Origin of the sequence: Micromonospora sp. TSRI0369 (assembly GCF_001905625.1) — a bacterium.
Taxonomy (GTDB): domain Bacteria; phylum Actinomycetota; class Actinomycetes; order Mycobacteriales; family Micromonosporaceae; genus Micromonospora; species Micromonospora echinospora_A.
In genome coordinates this window covers 453,601-473,918 of the sequence record NZ_LIVU01000002.1, presented here as the reverse complement: position 1 = coordinate 473,918, position 20,318 = coordinate 453,601, and the positions used below count along the sequence as shown (strand labels likewise).

Below are 20,318 nucleotides of genomic sequence, written 5' to 3'. Positions count from 1 at the left end.
GGTCAGTGTCACGTACGGGTTCCTTCCAGGTGGGCGAGGACGCCGCGCGCCACGGCGACGGCCATCGCGTCGAGCGCGTCGGTGGTCATCGCCGCCATGTGCGGGGTGGCGAGGACGCGGGGGTGGCGCAGTATCGGGTCGTCGGCGGCGGGCGGTTCGGGCGCGAACACGTCGACCGCGTAGCCGCGCAGCCGGCCGGCGTCGAGCGCGGCGAGCACCGCCGCGCCGTCGACCACCCCGGCCCGCGCGGTGTTGACGAGCAGCGCGTGCGGCCGCATCCGGGCCAGCGCGGCGGCGCCGATCAGGCCGGTGGTCGACGGCGTCTGGGGCACGTGCAGGCTGACCACGTCCGATTCGGCGAGCAGCCGGTCCAGGTCCACCAGGTGTACGCCGTCCGGCGGCTCGGTGACCGCCACGTCGTACCCGAGGACCGTCATGCCCATCCCGCGGGCGCGGGCGGCGACGCCCCGGCCGATCGCGCCGAGGCCGACGAGTCCCAGCGTGCGGCCGGTGAGCATGGTGCCGGTCAGTCCGGCGGCGACGACCGAGCCGGGCAGTGACCGGCCGGGCGGGAAGCCGCCGGCGGCCAGCGTGGCCACGGCGGGGGTGAGCTGACGGGCGAGCGCGAGCGCGGCCAGCACGACGAACTCGGCCACCGACTCGGCGTTGGCGCCGGGCGTGCCGACCACCGGGACGCCGAGCCGTTGCGCGGCGGCCAGGTCGATGCCGTCCAGCCCGGCGCCGTGCCGCCCGACGACCTTGAGCCGGGGGGCGGCCTCCAGCATCGCGGCGGTCACCGGTGAGGAGCGCACCACGAGCGCGTCGGCGGTGGCGAGCGGCCCGGCGGCGAGCGCGGCGGGGTCGGTGAGGTGGGCGACGCGTACCTCACCGGCGGCGTGCAGCAGCCGCATCCCGGCCTCGGCGATGGGCTCGGTGAGCAGGATCTGAGGGGACATTGCCGTCCTTACCAGCCGGTGTAGCAGGTCACCGGCACGCTGTAGAAGTCGCGGGCGTAGCCGCCCTGCTCGCGGGGGCCGTGGTTGGAGGCCCCGGTACCGCCGAACGGCAGGTGCAGCTCGGTACCGGCGGTGGGCAGGTTGACGGTGACGATGCCGGCGCGGGCGTCGCGCTTGAACCGTTCGGCGGCGGACAGGGAGGTGGTGACGATCCCGGCGGACAGCCCGTAGTCGGTGTCGTTGGCCAGCTCGATCGCCTCGTCGAGGTTCTCGGCGCGGATCACGCAGGACACCGGGCCGAAGATCTCCTCCCGGGCCACCCGCATGTCGTTGTGCGCGCCGACGAGCAGGGTGGGCCGCATGAACTGCCCGTCGTGCGTACCGCCGGCCGCCATCGCCGCGCCCTCGTCGCGTCCGATCCGGACGTAGTCGAGGTTCTGGTCGAGCTGGCCGGCGCTGACCACCGGGCCGAGCTGGCTGTCCGGGTCGAGCGGGTCGCCGACGCGCAGCGCCCGCGTCGCCTCGGCCAGCGCCGCCACGAACCGGTCGTGGATGCCGGCCGTCACGATCAGCCGGCTGGAGGCGGTGCAGCGCTGGCCGGTGCTGAAGAAGCTGCCGTCCAGGGCGCAGCGCACCGCCACGTCCAGGTCGGCGTCGTCGCAGACCACGAGCGGGTTCTTGCCACCCATCTCCAGCTGGAACCGCTTGTTGCCGTGCGCGATGCAGCGCTGGGCGACGTGCGCGCCGGTGCGGGTGCCGCCGGTGAACGAGATGCCGTCGAGTCCGTCGCTGGTGAGCAGTTCCTCCCCGACCACCGAGCCGGCGCCGACGACCAGATTGAACACGCCGGGCGGGACACCGGCGTCGGCGATGATGCGGGCGAGTTCCCCGGCGCTGGCGGGAACCAGCTCGGCGGGTTTGAGCACGACGGTGTTGCCGTACGCGAGCGCCGGCGCGACCTTCCACGCCGGGATCGCCAGCGGGTAGTTCCACGGCGTGATGATCCCGACCGCGCCCAGTGGACGGCGGCGGACCTCGGCGTGCACGTTGCGCCGGGTGGAGGCGTAGACCTCACCGGTGGGCTGGAGCAGCTGGTGGGCGTAGTAGCGGAAGGTCTGGCCGGCGCGGACGACCTCGCCGCGGGCCTCGGCGAGCAGCTTGCCCTCCTCGCGGGCGAGCAGCGTGGCGAGTTCGTCGGCGCGGTCCAGGATGGTGTCGCCGATCCGGTCCAGCATCCGCATCCGGTCGCCGACGGGCAGCTTCGCCCATCCGGGACCGGCCCGGCGGGCCGCCTCGACCGCCGCACGGGCGGTGTCCCGGTCGGCCACCGCGTACTCGCTGACGACCTCGCCGGGGCGGGCCGGGTTCAGGTTCGGCCGGCGTTCGCCGTCGACCCACTCGCCGTCGACCAGGTTGCGGTGGTACGGAACCGACACGTCTACCGCCCCGCGCCGGCGGCGGCGACCGGCTCGCCCCGCGGGTCGGTGTTCTCCGGGAAGTGGCAGGCGACCTGGTGGCCGGCGCCGGTGAGCTTCGGCGTCTCGGTCGCGCAGATGTCCTGCGCCTTCCAGCAGCGGGTCCGGAAGCGGCAGCCGGACGGCGGGTTCAGCGGGCTGGGCACGTCACCGCTGAGGATCACCCGCCGGCGCTCGGTCTCGACCAGCGGATCGGGGATCGGCACCGCCGAGAGCAGAGCCTGGGTGTACGGGTGACGCGGCCGGTCGTACATGTCCTCGCACTCCCCCACCTCCACGACCGAGCCGAGGTACATCACCGCGATGCGGTCGCAGAGGTGCCGTACGACGGCCAGGTCGTGGGCGATGAACATCATGGTCAGGCCCAGTTCCTCCTGGAGTTCCTCCAGCAGGTTGACGATCTGCGCCTGCACCGAGACGTCGAGCGCGGAGACCGGCTCGTCGGCGACGATGAACTGCGGGTTGCTGACCAGGGCACGCGCGATGCCCACGCGCTGGCGCTGGCCGCCGGAGAACTCGTGCGGGTACCTGTCGTGCCACTTCTCGCTGAGCCCGACCATCTGCATGGTCTGCAGCGCCTTGGTCCGCCGCCCGGCCGCCGGCAGGTCGGAGTGCACGAGCAGCGGCTCCTCGATCAGCTCGCCGACGGTCATCCGGGGGTTCAGCGAGGCGAACGGGTCCTGGAAGATCATCTGCATCTGCCGGCGCATGGCCCGCATCCGCCGCCGGTCCAGCGTGGTCAGTTCGGTGCCGTCGAACGTGACGGTGCCCTGGCTGGGCTTGAGCAGTTGGAGAATGGCCCGGCCGGTGGTGGACTTGCCGCAGCCGGACTCGCCGACCACGCCGATGATCTCGCCGCGCCGGACGTCGAGGTCCACGCCGGAGACCGCGCGCAGCCGGGCCGGCAGCAGCGAGCCGCGCACCGGCACCTTGAAGTCGACGGCCAGGTCACGCACGCGCAGCAGCGGGTCCGGGGCGGTGTCGGGGGTGGGGGTCATCAGCGCACCTCCGCGCTCTGGTCGGCGAAGCGGTCCTCGGTGGTCAGCCAGCCGCCCTGGTCCGCCGGGCGCATGCCCCAGCAGCGGGTGAGCTGGTCGCGGCCCGGCACGGTGGTCAGGCCGGGCGCCTTGTCCTGGCAGGCGTCGCGGGCGTGGACGCAACGCGGCGCGAAGCGGCAGCCGGGCGGGATCTCCGACAGCTCCGGCGGGCGGCCGGCGATCGGGCGCAGCTTGCCGCCGCGGGCCTGGTCGAGGCGGGGCACCGAGCCGAGCAGACCCCAGGTGTACGGCATCTGCGGCTGGTGGAACAGGTCGACGGTCCCGGCGCGCTCGACGATCTGGCCGGCGTACATGACGTTGACGCGCTCGGCCATGCCGGCGACCACGCCGAGGTCGTGGGTGATGAGCAGGACCGCGGTGCGCGTCTCCAGGGCCAGTTCCCGCAGCAGGTCCAGCACCTGCGCCTGGATGGTGACGTCGAGCGCGGTGGTGATCTCGTCGGCGAGGATCAGCCGCGGCCGGCAGGAGAGCGCCATGGCGATCATGACGCGTTGCCGCATGCCGCCGGAGAGCTGGTGCGGGTACGAGCTGAGCCGGGTCTCCGCCGCCGGGATGCGCACCATGTCCAGCAGCTCGACCGCCCGCTTGCGCGCGGCCCGGCGGCTCATGCCGAGGTGCAGTTCCAGCGCCTCGGTCATCTGCCGGCCCACAGTCAGCACCGGGTTCAGCGAGGTCATCGGATCCTGGAAGATCATCGAGATGCCCTTGCCGCGCACCGCGCGCAGGTCCCGTGCGGACAGTCGCAGCAGGTCGCGCCCCTCGAAGAGCACCTGGCCACCGGTCACCTGGCCGGCCGGCGGCACGATCAGCCCCATGATGGACTGAGCGGTCGCCGACTTCCCGCAGCCGGACTCGCCGACGAGGGCGACCATCTCCCCCGCGTCGACAGTGAACGACACCCCGTCCACCGCCGTCACCGAGCCCCGCGCGCCGCGGAATTCGGTGCGCAGGCCCCGGACCTCCAACAAGGCCATCGATCCCCCTGAGTTAGACTCCCGAACGCCACCATTCGTCATCCGGGAGTGTTGCACAGACGATGTTCGTCGTCTAGGCTCCCGGCAGCGACGAATTCCGTCACTAAGAGTTGGAGCGAGATGGCATCCAAGAGCTCGATCGAGAAAGATCGCAGCATCATCCGGGAGCTCGTTCAGGATCCACGGCAGACGAACGTCGCACTGGCGGCGAAGGTCGGCCTCTCCGAGGGATCCGTACGACGCCGGGTGGAACGGCTTGTCACCGAGGGTCAGCTGCAGTTCGCCGCGATTCCCAGCGCCGCCTTCATGGGGCGGCCGGTGCACACGCTGTTCGAGATCCAGAGCGCTCCGGGTGCCACAGAAAGGCTCATCGACAAGCTCGCCGGGATGCCGGAGATCGCGTACGTCTACCACGTGACCGGCCAGTTCGACATCATCGCCGTCGGCTACTTCGCCTCCAGCAACGCCATGCGGCGGTTCTGGACGGAGCGGCTGGGCAACCTCGACGGGGTGATGGAGAGCCGGTCGGTGATGGTGCTACGGGTCGCCAAGCGCGCGCACGAATGGGCGCGCGACATCGCCGTCACGGGGGACGAGGAAGCCGGCTGGGACGCGGAAGCCGACCCCGGCACACCCGGCGCTGACACCTGACCGACCGGAGAAACCCGCAATGCTGCGCATCACGTTGACCCGTCTCTTATCGGTTATTCCAGTCCTTTTCGGGATCTCGGTGATCTCATTCCTGGTCATCCGCATGATCCCCGGCGACGTGATCAGCTCGATCATGGGTCAGGACTTCGGCGACCCCGCGATCGAGGCGGAGATGCGCCGCTACTTCGGGCTCGACATGCCCGTGTACGAGCAGTTCCTGAGGTGGCTGGGCGCCCTGGTCCAGGGCGACTTCGGCACCTCGATGCGCACCGGCCAGCCGGTGCTCGAAGAGATCATGCAGCGCCTTCCGTCCACGCTGCTGCTGGCCGTGTCGGCGCTGCTGGTCTCGATCCTCATCTCCATCCCGCTCGGCGTGCTCAGCGCCACCAAGCGCAACGGGCTGCTGGACGCCACCACCCGGGTCGGCTCGCTGGTCGGGCTGTCGCTGCCGAACTTCTGGCTCGGCATCCTGCTGGTGTACGTCTTCTCGGTGTCGCTGGGCTGGCTGCCGTCCCAGGGCGCGGGTGAGGGTGAGGGCTTCTGGGGCACCCTGAAGCACCTCATCCTCCCCGCCGTGACGCTCGGCTCCAGCCTCGCCGCGATCAGCATGCGGATGACCCGCTCCAGCATGCTGGAGGTGCTCAACCAGGACTACGTGCGCACCGCCCGGTCCAAGGGCCTCGCCGAGCGCGTGGTCATGAGCCGGCACGCGCTGCGCAACTCGCTGATCCCGGTCGTGACGGTGCTGGGCATCCAGGCCGGCGCGCTGCTGGGCGGCACGGTCATCGTCGAGCAGGTGTTCGCCTGGCCGGGCCTGGGGACGATGGTCATCCGCGGCATCTCCCAGCGCGACTACCCGGTCGTCCAGGGCACCCTGCTCTTCCTGGCCTTCTTCTACGTCGTCGTCAACTTCCTCGTAGACCTCATCTACACCTACCTGGATCCGAGGTTGCGCAGTGGTCACTGACACCGCCCCCGACCGCCGCCCCGCCGAGGCGGCGTCCACTCGCAAGACCTCCCGCAACCTGGAGGTGCTGCGCCTGATCTGGCGCGACCGGGTGGGCGCCATCGGCCTGGTCATCGTGGTGCTGATGGTCGCCGCGGCGGCGCTGGCCCCGCTGATCGCCCCGTACGACCCGACCGCCATGTCCAACCAGCGGCTCGCCGCGCCCGGCGGCGACTTCCTGCTCGGCGCCGACGAGGCCGGCCGCGACCTGCTCAGCCGGGCCCTGTACGGCGCACGCACCTCGCTGACCGTCAGCCTGATCGTGGTGACCTGCGCGGGCGCGATCGGCGTCCTGCTCGGACTGCTCGCCGGCTTCTACCGGGGCTTCCTCGACGCGATCATCACCCCGGCCACCGACATCATGTTCGCCTTCCCCACGCTGCTTCTCGCGCTGGCGGTCGTCGCCGCCCGGGGCCCCGGCACGGAGAACCTGATCCTGGCCCTGATCCTCGTGTTCATCCCGAGCTTCGCCCGCGTCGTACGCGGCACGGCGATGTCGGTGCGCCGCGAGCCGTACGTGGAGTCCGGCCAGGCGGTCGGGCTCACCAACACCCGGCTGATCTTCAAGTACATCCTGCCCAACTCGGTCGCCCCGATCGCGGTGCAGTTCACCACGAGCCTCGCCACCGCCATCCTGGTCGAGGCGTCCCTGGGCTACCTCGGGCTCGGCGTGCAGCCGCCCCAGCCGTCCTGGGGGTCGATGCTCTCCAGCGGCAAGGCGTTCATGGAGATGTCGATCTGGCCGTCCGTCGTCCCCGGCGTCTGCATCATGATCGCGGTGCTGGGCTTCAACCTGCTGGGCGACACCCTTCGCGACGTGCTCGACCCGCGACTGCGCGGCCGTTCCGGCCGCTGACCCCTCGCACCCCCGGCAAGGAGCAACGTGGAAACCATCGACGAACACCTGGTTCGTCAACTGTCGGAATGGTCGGCGGGCGCCGCGGCGCCCGCCGACCCGTCGCCGGACGTCGAGGTCGACGCCGGTCTGCTGCTGGACTACTTCGACGCCCAGATCCAGAGCCGCCACCTCGACCTCGCGCTGCGGTGGCTGCAGTCGAAACGGGAGGGCTTCTACACGATCGGGTCCAGCGGCCACGAGAGCAACGCCGCTGTCGCGCTGGCCCTGCGCCCGACCGACCCGGCGCTGCTGCACTACCGGTCCGGTGGCTTCTACGCCGCCCGGGCCGGCCAGGTCCCCGGCTCCACCCCGGTCACCGACGTGCTGCACTCCGCCGCCGCGTCCCGGCGGGACCCGATCTCCGGCGGCCGGCACAAGGTCTTCGGGCACCGGGCGCTGAACGTCATCCCGCAGACCTCCACCATCGCCTCGCACCTGCCCCGCGCGATGGGCATGGCGTTCGCGCTGGACCGGGGCGCCGGCGACACCGGTTACCCGGCCGACGCGGTGGTGGTGTGCAGCTTCGGCGACGCCTCGGCCAACCACTCCACCGCGGCGGGCGCGCTGAACGCCGTCGGGTGGGCCGCCCACCAAGGACTCGGGATGCCGGTGCTGTTCGTCTGCGAGGACAACGGCATCGGCATCAGCACCCGGTCCCCGCAGGGCTGGGTGGACCGGATGCTGTCCGCGCTGCCCGGCCTGGACTACACCGCCGCCGACGGCACCGATCCCGCGCGGCTGCTCGCCGTCGCGGGCGAGGCGGCCGATCGGGTACGCGCCGGACGCCGTCCCGCCGTGCTGCACCTGCGCACGGTCCGGTTCATGGGCCACGCCGGTTCCGACGCGGAGCTGGCGTACCGGTCCCGGTCGGAGATCCTCGCCGACTACGCCCGCGACCCGCTGCTGGCCACGGCGGCGGTGCTGGCCCGGCGCGGCATCCTCGCCCCGGCCGAGAGCCTGGCCCGCTACGAGCAGGCCCGCAAGCTGGTCATGGACCAGGCCGAGGCGATGCTCGGGCGGGTCGAGCGGTTGCCCGACGCGGCGGCGGTGACCGGGCCGCTCACCGGACGCCGGACCGACCGGGTCGCCGCGGCCGCCGCACGGGCCGGCGGCGGGCGGGAGAAGGTGTTCGGCGGCCGGCTCCCCGAGTCGCGCGGGCCGCTCACGCTCGCCCAGTCGGTCAACGCCGCCCTGCACGACGCGCTGCTCACCTGGCCGCAGGCGCAGGTGTTCGGCGAGGACGTGGCGCGCAAGGGCGGCGTCTACGGCGCCACCCGCGGGCTGCGCAAGGCGTTCGGCGCGAACCGCGTGTTCGACACGCTGCTGGACGAGCAGACCATCCTCGGGGTGGCGCTCGGCGGCGCGCTGGCCGGCACGCTGCCGATCCCGGAGATCCAGTACCTCGCCTACCTGCACAACGCCGAGGACCAGCTGCGCGGCGAGGCCGCCTCGCTGCGGTTCTTCTCCGACGGGCAGTACGGCAACGGCATGGTGGTCCGGATCGCCGGGCTGGCGTACCAGAAGGGGTTCGGCGGGCACTTCCACAACGACAACTCGGTGGCGGTGCTGCGGGACATCCCCGGCCTGGCGCTGGCTGTCGCCTCCCACCCGGCCACCGCGCCGGCGCTGCTGCGGCAGTGCCTCGCGCTGGCCGAGCAGGAGAAGCGGGTCTGCGTGTTCCTGGAGCCGATCGCGCTCTACCACACCCGTGACCTGCACACCGACGGCGACGGCGGCTGGCTGGCCCGGTACGCCCCGCCGGACGGGTGGGCGGACGCGGAGATCCCGCTCGGACAGGTCCGGACCGTACGCGACGGCGGTGACCTGGCGCTCGTCACGTTCGGCAACGGCGTGCCGATGAGCCTGCGGGTGGCCGAGACGCTGGCCGCCGAGCGGGGCGCCGGCACCCGCGTCGTGGACCTGCAGTGGCTCGCACCGCTGCCGGCGGCGAGCATGCTCGCCGCCCTCGACGGCGTACCCCGGGTGCTGGTGGTCGACGAGACCCGGGCCGGCGGCGGCGTCTCCGAGGCGGTGGTGGCCGCCCTGGTCGACGCCGGTTACCCGGGGCGGATCTCCCGCGTCAACAGCGTCGACAGCTACGTCCCGCTGGGCCCCGCCGCCGACCACGTCCTGCTCGGTGAGCACGACGTGCTGACTGCGGCCCGCGCGCTGCTCGACTGACGTACGGCACGACGAAGGCGGCCCACCGGATGATCCGGTGGGCCGCCTCTCGTTCGGCCGCCTCAGTACCCCAGGTCGGGCTGCCGCTTCAGGCCGGCCAACTGCTCGCCGGCCAGGTAACGCTCCAGGTTGACGCAGAAGTCGGCGTAGAGCCGCTGCAGGTTGCCGGTGCCGCGGAACGACGTGTGCGGGGTGACGGTGGTGTTCGGCAGGTCCCACAGCCGGTGGTCGGCCGGCAGCGGCTCCTCCTCGAACACGTCCAGCACCGCGCCGGCGATGCGGCCGGACCGCATCGCGTCGACCAGGGCGTCCTCCACCACGAGGGCGCCCCGCCCGACGTTCACCAGCACCGCCGACTCCTTCATCGCCGCGAAGTGCTCGGCGTCGAAGAAGTAGCGGTTCTCGGTGGTCAGCGGCATGGCCAGGACCACCGAGTCGGCCTCCGGCAGCACCGTCATGTGCTCGGCGTACGGGATCACCCGGTCGAAACCCTCGGCCGGAGTGCCGGAGCGGTTGACCCCGATCACGTCGACTCCGAGGGCGCGGGCCCGCCAGGCCACCTCGCCGCCGATGCCGCCGGTGCCGAAGACGAGCATCGTGCTGCCGATGAGGTCCCGGCCGGTGATCCGCACCCACTCCCGGCGCTCCTGCGCCTCCCGGTGTTCCGGGAACGCGCGGAAGCGCATCAGGACCGCGCCGATGGCGTACTCGGCGATCGGCACGTTGTAGGAGTTGGGCGAGCGGGTGTAGAGCAGCCCCTCGGCGAGGCGGCGCTGCATCAGCTCGCCGCCCACCCAGTCGAACCCGGCCGCGGTGATCTGCACCCACCGCAGCCGGTCGCACTTGGCCAGCAGCTCGTCGAAGGTGTCCTCGTTCATCGCGCTGCGCAGGATCACCTCGGCGTCGAGCCACTCGTCGCGTACCGGCTCACCGTCACCGACCGGGCTGAACCGGCACTGCGGGAACCGCTCCCGCAGCTGCGGGAGCAGGTCCGACAGGTTGGGCGTGAGCAGGATGTGCGGTCCCGCCGCGGCGCCGGTCACGAGGACTCCTGCGCACGCTTCCGGTTGTTGTACGTCACGCCGCCCTTGGCCCAGTTGTCGTACGACACCTCGTAGAGCAGGACGTGGGTGTTCTCGCGCGGCGAGCCGTACTTGACCAGCACGTCGGTCAGGTCGGCGATCATCGCTTCCTTGGTGGCCTGGTCCCGCTTGCCGATCTCGGCACGGATGATTGCCATCTCAGTTCTCCCTGCTAGTGGTCGCGAAGTCCGGGTTGCGTTCGTACTCGGCCTTGACGGCGAGGTACGCGAAGGCGTGCGTGACGCGGGTCTTCAGCACCCCGTCGAAGACCTCGCGCGCCTTCTCGACGTCACCGTTGTAGTAGTGCCAGTTGCCGAGGCCGTACCCCTGGGTGACGGTCTTGAGGCTGTTGCCGTCGCACATCGCCCACAGCTCGTCCGGGCCGATCTGGCCGGTGTAGAGCTTCATCCGGCCCTCGTAGCCGACCAGGTGCGGCTCGTCGACCAGGTCGACAGTGCGGAACCGGTCGAGCACCTTCTCGGCCTCGGCGGTCCGGCCGAGGCGCCGCAGCGCCATGTACTGCCAGTCCTGCGACGCCACCAGGCCCTCCTGGTGCCGGGACGCCTTCTCCGACTCGGCGAAGCTGGGCAGGCAGCCCTCCAGGTCACCGGCGAGGTACTGGGCGACGCCCAGGTGGTACCAGACGGAGGCGTGCAGCGTGGTGTTGTAGCGGCCGAGGATCTCCGGGGTCGCGGCGGCGTCGGTGTCGCTGAGGTGCTGCGGGCGCACGTCCTCGGGCCGGCCGAGGATCAGGCTGACGACGTCCTTCTCCACCTCCGGCTGGTACATCTCGTACTCGTCCTCGACGCCGGCGAGCTGGTCGGCGGCGGCGCGCAGGTCCGCGATCGCGCCGGCGTAGTCACTGATGGAGATCCGCCGGTGGCCGCGGAAACGCAGCAGGCGCGGGCTGTTCGGTTCCAGTTCGAGCGCCTCGGTGAGCAGCGCCACGGACTCCTCGTGCTTGCCGAGGTAGCCCTTCAGCCGGGCGGCGATGACGTAGCGGTGGGTCAGGGGTACGGCCGTCATGGATTGCCTTTCGTCGCGGTGCGGCGGAGGGGACGCCGTGCGCCGGCGTCCCCTCCGCGACTCGTCAGCGGTCCAGCCAGAGGTGCCGGTAGAAGCGGTAGGTCGGAGTGGGGTCACCCCGGTAACCCATGACGTCCTTCTGCACCACGTCGAAGTCGGCGTTCAGGAAGGTCATGGCCACCGGGCCCCGCTCGGCCAGGATCTTCTCGGCCTGCTGGTAGAGCTGGGCGCGCTTGTCCTTGTCCATCTCGGAGCGGGCCTTGACGATCAGGTCCTCGTACTCCGGGTCGGACCAGTTGCCGTAGTTCAGGCCGCCGCCCTTGAGGAAGCTGGCGGTGAACCGCTCGTCCGGGTCGTAGGTCAGGCCGAAGCCGGACTGGTACATGTCGAAGTCACCGGACTTCGTCTTGGTGTCGGCGATGGTGGACTCCACCGACTCCAGCGTCACCTTGATGCCGATCTTGGCGAGCTGCTGCTGCTCCACCTCCGCCGAGCGCACCTGGAACGCCGAGGTGGCGATCACCATGAGCTTGGCGTCGAAGCCGTTCGGGAAACCCGCCTCGGCCAGCAGCGCCTTGGCCTTCTCGATGTCGGGCTTGCCGTACACCGGCTCCTTCAGCGCGCCGAACCGGTCCGGCGGCAGGTAGCCGGCGTTGAGCGCGGTGCCGAAGCCGGAGTTGGCGACGTTCAGGATCTCCTGCCGGTCCAGCGCCAGGTAGATGGCCTGCCGCACCTTGACGTTGTCGTACGGCGCCTTCGAGGTGTTCAGCCGCAGGTGCAGCGACAGCGAGCCGGAGCCGCCGTACCACTTGAGCTTCTCGTCGCGCTTGAGCGCGTCGATGAACTCGGGGGCGGGGCGCCACAGGAAGTCGACGGTGCCGCTGCGCACGGCGGCGGCGCGGGCGTTGTCGTCCGGGTTGAACGTGAAGTCCAGCCCGTCCAGGTACGGAACCCCGGACTCCCAGTACTTGTCGTGCTTGTCCAGCTTGATGGCCTGGCCGGTGGTCCGGGCGGCGAGCTTGAACGGCCCGCTGCCGCCGTCGACGCTGCCGTTGAGGTCGCCCTGCTTCTCGACCACGGTCCGGTCGACGATCGACGACGCGGCGGTGGACAGCAGGGTCAGGATGGCGGCGTTGGGCTTGGCGAGCTTCATCACGACGGTGCGCTCGTCGGACGCCTCGACCGAGGTGATGCCCTCGTAGCTGCGGGCGCGCGGCGCCCGGGTGGCCGGGTCCTTGATCCGCTCGATCGAGTACTTCACGTCGGCGGCGGTCACCTTGCGGCCGCTGTGGAAGTACGCGTTGTCGCGCAGCTTGAACGTCACGGTCAGGCCGTCCGCGCTCAGCTCCCACGACTCGGCGATCGCCGGCTTGATCTCGCCCCGGTACGACTGCACGAGCGACTCGTAGATCTGCTCGTTGATGACGAAGGCCGAGGTCTCCGACATCCGGTGCGGGTCGAGTTCGTTGGCGTCCAGCCGGATCATGATCCGCAGGCGGCCGCCGGACTTCGGCGTACCGGCGGCCTGCGTCTCGTCCTCAAGCTTGACGTTGCCGGTGAGGCCGTCGCTGGCGTTGCCACCGGACTTGCCCGACGGCGGCTCGCCGCCTCCGCAGCCGGCCGCGAGCGTCGCCACGACGCCCACCGCCAGCGCTCTCATCAGAATTCGGGTACGCATCAGTCTCCTTGGCAGTGTCACGATTAGCGCTTCATCGCGCGGCCGGCTTCCATGCCTCCCCATAGACCCGAAGCCAGTTGCCGCCGAGGATCTTGGTCACGTCCTCCGGCGAGAATCCGCCGGCCAGAAGCGCCTCGGTGATGTTGGGGAAGTCCGCGGCGTCGTCCATGCCGATCGCCCGGCGTTCCTCCCATCCGAAGTCACCGAGCAGGTTCTGGTGCTCCTTCGAGTTCGCCTGCGCGATGCTCTTGAGCTGCGCGATCCGCATCTCCTCGGTCCACGTCTCGTCGTAGTCGGTGGCGACGGCGACGTGGTCGACGCCGGCCACCTCCACCACACGGCAGACGTGCTCCACGAAGCGGGTCAGGTCCGGACGACGGGACGGGTCCTCCGGGTGGTACAGGAACCCCGACAGGGTGGTGATGCCCATGACGCCGCCCTGCTCGGCGAGGCGCCGCAGGTATCCGTCCGACTTGGCGCGGATGTGCGGCGACAGCGCGTCGCAGAAGGCGTGCGTGACGACGACCGGCTTGTCCGAGGCGTCCATGGCGTCCAGGCCGGTGCGCTCGCCGCTGTGCGAGACGTCGACCAGCACCCCCAGCTCGTTCATCGCCTTGACGAAGGCACGGCCCCGGTGCGTCAGCCCCGAGTCGGTGTCCTCGCCGCAGCCCGCGCCGAGCAGGTTCTGCCGCTGGTAGGTCAGCTGAAGGATGCGGACGCCCAGGTCGTGGAACGTGCCGAGCAGGTCGAGGTCGCCCCCGATCATCTCGGTGTCCTGCGGGCCGAGGATGACGGCTTCCTTGCCCTCGGCCTTGGCCCGGTGGATGTCGTCCACGGTCAGGGCGAGCAGCACCTCGTCCGGGTGGGCGTCGATCCACCTGCGGCAGCGGTTGACCTCGCGCAGGGCGGTGACGGTGTCCGCGTACGGCCGGGTGACCGTGTGGTTGACCGCGGTGACGCCTCCTCGCCGGATCCGATCGAGGTGGGCGTCGCTCAGCTCGATCACCGTGCTTCCGTCCACCACTGTTGCGGCGGCGTGCAGGTCGGCGGCGGAGCGAACGGGATGGGCGGTGGCGGCAGTCTTCACGTCATCTCCAGATCATCAGAAGATGCCGAGACTCTACGAGCCACGCAAGTTGTTGTCCATAAAATCTCAGCAACTCGTCGGTAGATAGCTTTGGAGCGACGAATTTCGTCGTTCTAGCTCTAGCAAACCGATCGAGGGTGCCCGGTCCGGCGCGAATCCGCCATAGCGCTAGAAGACCCTTAAGAACGACAAGTACGGCACGGCCGCGACGGGCACCCGCGCCGGAGCGCGCACAGTGGACCGGCACGGGTCACCGGAACACGAGAAGCGCCCGGCCGGAGCCGGGCGCTTCGTCGAGAGGTTCGGGCGGTCACGCGGTGAGCGCGATGTACTTCTCCTCCAGGAACTCCAGGATGCCCTCGGAGCCGCCCTCCCGGCCGAGGCCGCTCTGCTTGACCCCGCCGAACGGGGCGGCCGGGTCGCTGACGACACCCCGGTTCACTGCCACCATCCCGGCTTCCAGACGCCGGGCGACGGCCATCGCCTCCCGTTCCTCACCGAAGACGTACGCCATCAGGCCGTAGACGGTGTCGTTCGCCATCCGGACCGCGTCGTCGACGTGGTCGAACCGGACCACAGCGGTGACCGGCCCGAAGATCTCGGTAGTGGTGATGGTGGAGCCGTGCGCCACGCCGGTCAGCAGCGTCGCGTCGTAGAACGCGCCGTGGGCCGCGGACCGTCCGCCGCGTACCACTGTGGCCCCTTCCGCGACAGCGGTCCGGACCAGGTCCGCCACCTTGTCCCGTTCGGCCACCGAGACGAGCGCGCCGAGGTCGTTCGCCCGGTCGAGTCCCGGCCCGACCGACACCGCGGCGAGGGCGGCGTCCATCCGGGCGACGAACTCGTCATGTACGGAGGAATGGACGTAGAAGCGGTTGGCCGCGGTGCAGGCGGACCCGCCGTTGCGCATCTTGGCCAGCAGCGCTCCCTCCACGGCGGTGTCCAGGTCCGCGCCCGGCAGCACGACGAGCGGGGCGTTGCCGCCGAGCTCCATCGACGTGCTCACCACGCTGTCGGCGCAGGCGTGCAGCAGCTCGCGGCCGACCTCGGTGGAGCCGGTGAAGGAGAGCTTGCGGACCTCGGGGCGGTCGATCATCCGCTTCACCAGCGGGCCGGTCGGCACCGGAGTGACCAGGTTGACCACGCCGCGCGGCACGCCGGCACGGCGCAGGACCTCCACGACGTAGGCGGCGGTCAGCGGCGTCTCCCGGGCGGGCTTGAGAATCGTCGTGCACCCGGCCGCCAGCGCCGGGCCGAGCTTGCGCGTGGCCATCGCGGCCGGGAAGTTCCACGGCGTGACCAGCAGGGACACGCCGATGGGCTGCCGGTCCACGACGATCCGCTTGTCCCCCGCCGGGGAGAGGCGGTAGTCGCCCGGCACCCGGACGGCCTCCTCGGCGAACCAGCGGAAGAACTCCTTGGCGTAGTTGGCCTCGCCGATCGCGTCCGCCCACGACTTGCCGTTCTCGCGGACCATGAGCTCGGCGAAGACCTCCACCTCGTCGGTGAGGATCTCGTACGCCCGGCGCAGAAGCTCGCTGCGCTCGCGCGGCGCGGTCGCGGCCCAGGCGGGCTGGGCCGCCGCCGCGGCGTCGACAGCGGCCATGCAGTCCCGCTCCGTGGCGACGGCGAACTGGGCGATGGTGGAGAGGTCGGCGGGGTCGGTCACGTCGAACCGGCGGCCGTCGGAGCCGGGCCGCCACTGCCCGTCGATGAAGAGGTCCGCGAGCAGGTTCACCTGAGACTCCCATTCGCCAGGGCGCCGCCGTGGGCGCGTTCCAGGATGTCGAGCAGCAGCTCGCGGGACGGGTCCACCGGCGCGGCCGCGATCAGCCGGGTGGACCTGAGCCCCAGCTCGGCGATCTGCGGAAGCTGGCCGCGCGTCAGCCCGATCTCGGCGAGCGTCCGCGGCACGCCGATCTCCCGGTTGATCTCGACCACCCGGGCGAGCGTCCGCGCCGCGGAGGCGTCCGCGGCCGGGATCGCTTCGAGCGCCGCGCCGAGCGCCGCGAGCCGCTCGGCGACCGCCGGCTGCGCCATCAGCGTGTCGATGACGTACGGGAGCATCAACCCGGTGCCGAGCCCGTGCGGCGTCTTCGTGAGCGCGCCGATCGGGTACTGCAGGGCGTGGCACAGGTGGGTGCCGGTCGCGCCGAACGCCATCCCGCCGAGCAGCGAGCCCAGCGCCACCTCGTGCCGTGCCCGCCGGTCGCCGGGCTGGTGGACCGCGACCGGCAGCCACGGACCCAGGCGCGCCGCCGCCTGCAACGCGACCGACTCACTCAGCACGTTGCGTCCGGTGAACACCGGGAGCACGCCCGACCAGTCGAGGTCGAACGGCCGGGCCGTGAACGACTCGACCGCGTGCACCAGCGCGTCGATGCCGGACCAGGCGGTCACCGTCGCGGGCGTCCCGAGCGTGAACTCCGGGTCGACCACAGCGGCCGAGGGCACCAGGAAAGGGCTGGAGATGCCCACCTTGAGTTCGCGGCCGGGGTCGGACACGACCGCGACGGGTGTCACCTCCGACCCGGTGCCCGCCGTCGTCGGCACCGCGACCAGCGGCACGATCGGCCCGGGCACGAGGTTCTCGCCGTAGTAGCGGTGCGCCGGGCCGCCGTAGGCCGACAGCAGCGCGATCAGTTTGGCGGCGTCGAGCGCGCTGCCGCCGCCGATCGCCAGGACCACCTCCGCGCGGTAGTCGCGGGCGGTGGCGACCGCGGCGTCGAGGGTGTCGACCGGGAGTTCCGGCGTGATGTCGGAGTGGACCAGCACGTCCAGCCGGGCCTCGGTCAGGGCGTCCACCGTCTCGCGGAAGATCGGCGTCCGCACCAGGAACGGGTCGACCACGGCGAGTACGCTCCGGCCGTGCACCCGGACGACCTCCGGCAGGTGCCGGCGGGCGCCGTACCCGAAGTGGATCCGTGGGGGAAGGCGGAGCGTGCCGACGGCGGCGGAGCGGAGGTCGTCGCCGGCGCCGGTCGGCGCGGCCACCGCGGTCTCGTCAGGCACTGAAGCCACCGTCCACCGGGAGCACCGCCCCGCTGATGTGGCTCGCCCGGTCGCTCAGCAGGAACGACGCGGTCGCGCCGACCTCCGTGCCGGTGCCCGCCTTGCGCAGCGGGGTCGCCGCGATCCGGGCCTCGACCCCGCCGGGAATCGCCAGCCGGGTCTGGGCCAGCATCGGCGTCTCGGTGGGACCGGGCGCGATCACGTTCACCCGGATCCCGAGCGGGCCGAAGTCGTGCGCGGCGGTACGGGTCAGGCCGATGACCGCGTGCTTGGTCGCCTGGTACGCGCCCAGGCCGGAGCTGCCGCGCAGCCCGCCGATGCTGCTCACGTTGACGATCGAGCCGGCACCCCGGCCGAGCATGACCCGCACCTGCTCGCGGACGCACAACCAGGTGCCCTTGACGTTCACCGCCATGATCCGGTCGAAGTCCTCCTCGGGGACCTGGTCCAGCCGGCCGCCCTGCGTCATCGCGGCGTTGTTGAAGGCGCCGTCGAGCCGGCCGAACCGCTCGACGGTCCGGTCCACTACGCGCGCGACGTCGCGGGCGACGGAGATGTCACCGGTGACGTGGTCGACGTCGTGCCCGGCCGAGGCGAGTTCCAGGGCGATCTTCTCCAGTGGCCCCTCGGAGCGGGCGACGAGCATCAGCGAGGCGCCGTCGGCGGCGAACACCCGGGCGGCGTCGGCGCCGATGCCCGCGCTGGCGCCGACGACGAGGACGACCTTGCCCGCCAACGGGAGGGGGCGGTTCTGCGGGTCCGGCATGGCTTCTCTATCCCTCTTCTCGACGGCTGCCGGTGAGCAGCAATGTTCGGATAGCGCAACCGAAGTTCATATTACGGAGCGCGGTCTTGTGTGTCCACAGTCGTCGTGACGGCGGAGCGCCCCTCCCGACCGGAGTCGGAAGAGGCGCTCCCCCCACTGACGGCGCGGTGTCGCCCCGGGTCAGCCCAGGTCCACCCCGTCGACCTGCGGGCCGAGCGGCGGCTGCTGCCAGCCGTGCTCGGTCATCCGCCAGTCCGGCCGCACCTCGCACGGCGCGCACTGCGGCCAGTAGAACTGCGGCTCGCGCCCGCTCACCGGGTTCTTGTAGTGGAACCACATCGGCACGATCCCGGGCCACGCGATGTAACCGGGGGAACCGCCCTGGAACCCGCGCGAGCGCTCACCCATGCTGCTGAGCAGCACGTCCGGCGGGTACCGGGTCACCAGCGTGCTGGGTGCCGGGTCCGGCAGCTCCGGGTTGCGCGGGTTCGCCGCGGCCCAGCCGCCGGCCCAGTTGGTCGACTGCCAGTAGAACTCGTCGATGGTCAGGCTCCAGATGCGCCAGATGCCGTTCTCGAGCACGAACTCGTCGTTGTACATCGCGCCGTTGAACGCACCGGCGTTCGTCCTCGACGTCCGCGGCTGGAGCAGCCGGGCGCGCATCGTCGCCGACCGTCCGTCCTCGGACACGAGGATCACCGGTTGCGGCCGCCAGTGGTACGAGATGCTGGCGCGCATCGTCGACGGGTTGGTTCCGTAGACCGTCACCCCGGCCTGCCGGATCCGCTCCGGGCCCTGGAAGTAGCCGGCGAACGGCGACAGCTTGTGGCCGAACTCGGCGTGGATCTGCGCCATGTCGTAGATCCGGAGGTCGTCCAGGTAGGCGGTGTACGCCATCGAGACGTTCTCCGCCCCGTCGAACGCCAGCGAACGGGACAGCCGGCGGTCGAGGTCGGCCAGGTTCCGGTTGGACGACGCCGCGCCGCCGGCGTTCTTCTGGCTGCGCGCCTCCACGTCGAGGAAGGCCGGCACCCGGGTCGGCGCCGGCGCGATACCGCCGTCACCCCAGCCGGTGGAGTACGGGGCGATCACCAGCGGCGTGATGTTCATGTCCTTGAGCTTCCACAACCCGCCCTGCTTGACGAAGTGGTTGTGGAACACGGAGATCTCCCACGACGCCGCGCGGGTGTTGGCGTCGCCGACCATGGCGAACTCGATGCCCCGGGCGGTCGCCTGCGTGCCGCTGGTGTGCACGTCGACGATCGTGTCGAACTGGATCCGCTCGTTGAGGATGCCCTGGCTGAGGTTCTCCGGGCCCATCCGCTCCATCGCCTGGCGGACACCGGCGGCGCCCCGGAACGTGCCCACGTTGTCGATGGACACCGTGGCGCCGTTGGCGAACAGGTCGACCACGTCGGACCACATCCGGCGGTCGACGTAGTAGCCGTAGGCGTGCTGCAGGTTGCGGACCGCGTCCTCGCTGTTGAGCTTGTCGATGCGGGCCGCCACCTTGTTGACCGTCGTGCCGGCCCGTGGGGCCGGGCCGACCGGCTCCGGGATCGGCACGCCGGCCTCGTCCGGGGTGAAGTGGTACGGGACGATCGGCAGCAGCGCGAGGTCCTTGTTGCGCCAGCCGGTGGCGTAGTCGCCCTCGTACTGCGGGTAGTAGTGCAGCAGGGAGATCCGCCAGCGGCCGTTCTCGAACACGTACTCGTTCTCGTAGATGCCGCCCTCGATCCGGGCTGCGCCCGCGCCGTCGCCGAGGAAGCGGAAGCCGTTCCAGCGCGCCTTCGCGGACAGGCCGTCGACGGAGAGGTTCACCAGGGGCTGGTCGACGATGACGGTGTGCAGTGAGCCCGGGTTGACGCCGTTCATCGCGCCGGCGTCGGCCTCCAGCCAGTTGCGGATCGCGGGCCGGCCGGTGACCGTCTCGTCGCCCCAGCGGAACGTGGCGTCGGTGCTGAACAGCGCCGCCATGTCCGACCATCTGCCGTACTGCGCCAGGTGCGCGTACGTGCGCTGCACGTCCTTGACCTCGCGCAGCGACTCGACGCGGACGAGGTCCCGGGCGAGCGTGTCGAGGGTGATCGTCGGGGTGGTGGCCGCGGCCGGGGGCGCCTGGAGGGCGACCATTCCGGCGGCGACCAGCAGCAGTGCGGAGGCTGTCGCGGTCAGCCGTCTTGTCAGACGTCTCATCTTCACATCCCTGTCCGTTGCTGTCGTATGTGGAATCCCCGTGGGTCGGCGGGCGGCCGTGGAGTTCACGACCGGAGGCAGTTGCCGGAAACGTACGGGACATGTTCGAAGGGCGCAAGAGCAGTTACGCCAGATGAACTTTGCCCAACCCGCACCATCTCGCCATCGACTGGGGGGACGCCCGAGTGCGGCAGGCACGCGGAGGCGCCCCTCCCCGCCGGATGCGGGAAGAGGCGCCTCGGGACGGTCGCGACGGTCAGCCGTCAGGGACG

17 protein-coding genes are annotated in these 20,318 nt (G+C 71.3%); 4 read left to right on the top strand and 13 right to left on the bottom strand.

Annotated elements, in window-relative coordinates; genetic code table 11:
• Positions 1-8: 8 nt before the first annotated feature.
• From AMK25_RS07405 to AMK25_RS07390, 4 genes are read right to left on the bottom strand one after another with little or no spacing between them, the layout of a single operon-like run.
• On the bottom strand, positions 9-956 hold the full coding sequence (locus AMK25_RS07405; protein WP_073827381.1) for a hydroxyacid dehydrogenase: 948 nt from the start codon (positions 954-956) through the stop codon (positions 9-11).
• A gap of 8 nt (positions 957-964) precedes the next feature.
• Entirely contained in the window at positions 965-2,392 is a 1,428-nt protein-coding gene (locus AMK25_RS07400; protein WP_073827380.1) for an aldehyde dehydrogenase family protein, read from the bottom strand.
• A gap of 2 nt (positions 2,393-2,394) precedes the next feature.
• Positions 2,395-3,429, bottom strand: a complete 1,035-nt coding sequence (locus tag AMK25_RS07395) for an ABC transporter ATP-binding protein (RefSeq protein WP_073827379.1) — start codon at positions 3,427-3,429, stop codon at positions 2,395-2,397.
• On the bottom strand, positions 3,429-4,463 hold the full coding sequence (locus AMK25_RS07390; protein WP_198937466.1) for an ABC transporter ATP-binding protein: 1,035 nt from the start codon (positions 4,461-4,463) through the stop codon (positions 3,429-3,431). Before AMK25_RS07390 ends, AMK25_RS07395 begins: the two co-directional genes overlap by 1 nt.
• A 120-nt stretch (positions 4,464-4,583) precedes the next feature.
• Between AMK25_RS07390 and AMK25_RS07385 the strand changes: the two genes are divergently transcribed.
• The 4 genes from AMK25_RS07385 to AMK25_RS07370 are packed head-to-tail and all read left to right on the top strand — an operon-like array spanning position 4,584 to position 9,199.
• Positions 4,584-5,114: an Lrp/AsnC family transcriptional regulator gene (locus AMK25_RS07385; RefSeq protein ID WP_030499629.1), complete on the top strand. Its 531-nt coding sequence runs from the start codon at positions 4,584-4,586 to the stop codon at positions 5,112-5,114.
• Positions 5,115-5,133: 19 nt separating this feature from the next.
• Positions 5,134-6,081 (top strand): nickel ABC transporter permease, encoded by a 948-nt coding sequence (gene nikB, locus AMK25_RS07380; protein WP_073827378.1) that lies wholly within the window; start codon positions 5,134-5,136, stop codon positions 6,079-6,081.
• Positions 6,071-6,976 carry an ABC transporter permease gene (locus AMK25_RS07375; protein WP_225980496.1) on the top strand — a complete coding sequence of 302 codons (906 nt, stop codon included), beginning with the start codon at positions 6,071-6,073 and terminating at the stop codon, positions 6,974-6,976. The genes nikB and AMK25_RS07375 overlap by 11 nt, the downstream gene beginning before the upstream one ends.
• A 36-nt stretch (positions 6,977-7,012) precedes the next feature.
• Positions 7,013-9,199 (top strand): thiamine pyrophosphate-dependent enzyme, encoded by a 2,187-nt coding sequence (locus AMK25_RS07370; protein WP_443189902.1) that lies wholly within the window; start codon positions 7,013-7,015, stop codon positions 9,197-9,199.
• Between the two features lie 62 nt (positions 9,200-9,261).
• On the opposite strand, the gene AMK25_RS07365 is transcribed toward AMK25_RS07370, so the two are convergent.
• From AMK25_RS07365 to AMK25_RS07325, 9 genes are all read right to left on the bottom strand, one after another.
• On the bottom strand, positions 9,262-10,242 hold the full coding sequence (locus tag AMK25_RS07365) for a D-2-hydroxyacid dehydrogenase (protein WP_083664668.1): 981 nt from the start codon (positions 10,240-10,242) through the stop codon (positions 9,262-9,264).
• Positions 10,239-10,439: a tautomerase family protein gene (locus AMK25_RS07360; RefSeq protein WP_018786431.1), complete on the bottom strand. Its 201-nt coding sequence runs from the start codon at positions 10,437-10,439 to the stop codon at positions 10,239-10,241. Before AMK25_RS07360 ends, AMK25_RS07365 begins: the two co-directional genes overlap by 4 nt.
• A gap of 1 nt (position 10,440) precedes the next feature.
• A complete protein-coding gene (locus AMK25_RS07355; RefSeq protein ID WP_073827376.1) occupies positions 10,441-11,307 on the bottom strand; it encodes a tetratricopeptide repeat protein in 867 nt (288 codons plus the stop codon).
• A 64-nt stretch (positions 11,308-11,371) separates the two neighbouring features.
• Positions 11,372-12,985 (bottom strand): ABC transporter substrate-binding protein, encoded by a 1,614-nt coding sequence (locus AMK25_RS07350; protein WP_158070665.1) that lies wholly within the window; start codon positions 12,983-12,985, stop codon positions 11,372-11,374.
• Positions 12,986-13,016: 31 nt separating this feature from the next.
• Complete coding sequence (locus AMK25_RS07345; RefSeq protein WP_073827374.1) at positions 13,017-14,072, bottom strand: dipeptidase; 1,056 nt, start codon at positions 14,070-14,072, stop codon at positions 13,017-13,019.
• A 310-nt stretch (positions 14,073-14,382) separates the two neighbouring features.
• Positions 14,383-15,810: an NAD-dependent succinate-semialdehyde dehydrogenase gene (locus tag AMK25_RS07340; protein ID WP_073827373.1), complete on the bottom strand. Its 1,428-nt coding sequence runs from the start codon at positions 15,808-15,810 to the stop codon at positions 14,383-14,385.
• Positions 15,807-17,084: an iron-containing alcohol dehydrogenase gene (locus AMK25_RS07335; RefSeq protein WP_158070664.1), complete on the bottom strand. Its 1,278-nt coding sequence runs from the start codon at positions 17,082-17,084 to the stop codon at positions 15,807-15,809. The genes AMK25_RS07340 and AMK25_RS07335 overlap by 4 nt, the downstream gene beginning before the upstream one ends.
• Complete coding sequence (locus tag AMK25_RS07330) at positions 17,077-17,850, bottom strand: SDR family NAD(P)-dependent oxidoreductase (RefSeq protein ID WP_073827372.1); 774 nt, start codon at positions 17,848-17,850, stop codon at positions 17,077-17,079. Before AMK25_RS07330 ends, AMK25_RS07335 begins: the two co-directional genes overlap by 8 nt.
• A 180-nt stretch (positions 17,851-18,030) precedes the next feature.
• Positions 18,031-20,046: a nuclear transport factor 2 family protein gene (locus AMK25_RS07325; protein ID WP_143194708.1), complete on the bottom strand. Its 2,016-nt coding sequence runs from the start codon at positions 20,044-20,046 to the stop codon at positions 18,031-18,033.
• Positions 20,047-20,318 lie beyond the last annotated feature (272 nt).

Excerpts from the sequence above, each read along its gene's own strand:
- AMK25_RS07405 (WP_073827381.1), bottom strand. The coding sequence starts at position 956 with ATGTCCCCTCAGATCCTGCTCACCGAGCCCATCGCCGAGGCCGGGATG.
- AMK25_RS07395 (WP_073827379.1), bottom strand. The coding sequence starts at position 3,429 with ATGACCCCCACCCCCGACACCGCCCCGGACCCGCTGCTGCGCGTGCGT.
- AMK25_RS07390 (WP_198937466.1), bottom strand. The coding sequence starts at position 4,463 with ATGGCCTTGTTGGAGGTCCGGGGCCTGCGCACCGAATTCCGCGGCGCG.
- AMK25_RS07385 (WP_030499629.1), top strand. The coding sequence starts at position 4,584 with ATGGCATCCAAGAGCTCGATCGAGAAAGATCGCAGCATCATCCGGGAG.
- nikB (WP_073827378.1), top strand. The coding sequence starts at position 5,134 with ATGCTGCGCATCACGTTGACCCGTCTCTTATCGGTTATTCCAGTCCTT.
- AMK25_RS07360 (WP_018786431.1), bottom strand. The coding sequence starts at position 10,439 with ATGGCAATCATCCGTGCCGAGATCGGCAAGCGGGACCAGGCCACCAAG.
- AMK25_RS07355 (WP_073827376.1), bottom strand. The coding sequence starts at position 11,307 with ATGACGGCCGTACCCCTGACCCACCGCTACGTCATCGCCGCCCGGCTG.
- AMK25_RS07350 (WP_158070665.1), bottom strand. The coding sequence starts at position 12,985 with ATGCGTACCCGAATTCTGATGAGAGCGCTGGCGGTGGGCGTCGTGGCG.
- AMK25_RS07330 (WP_073827372.1), bottom strand. The coding sequence starts at position 17,850 with ATGCCGGACCCGCAGAACCGCCCCCTCCCGTTGGCGGGCAAGGTCGTC.
- AMK25_RS07325 (WP_143194708.1), bottom strand. The coding sequence starts at position 20,046 with ATGAGACGTCTGACAAGACGGCTGACCGCGACAGCCTCCGCACTGCTG.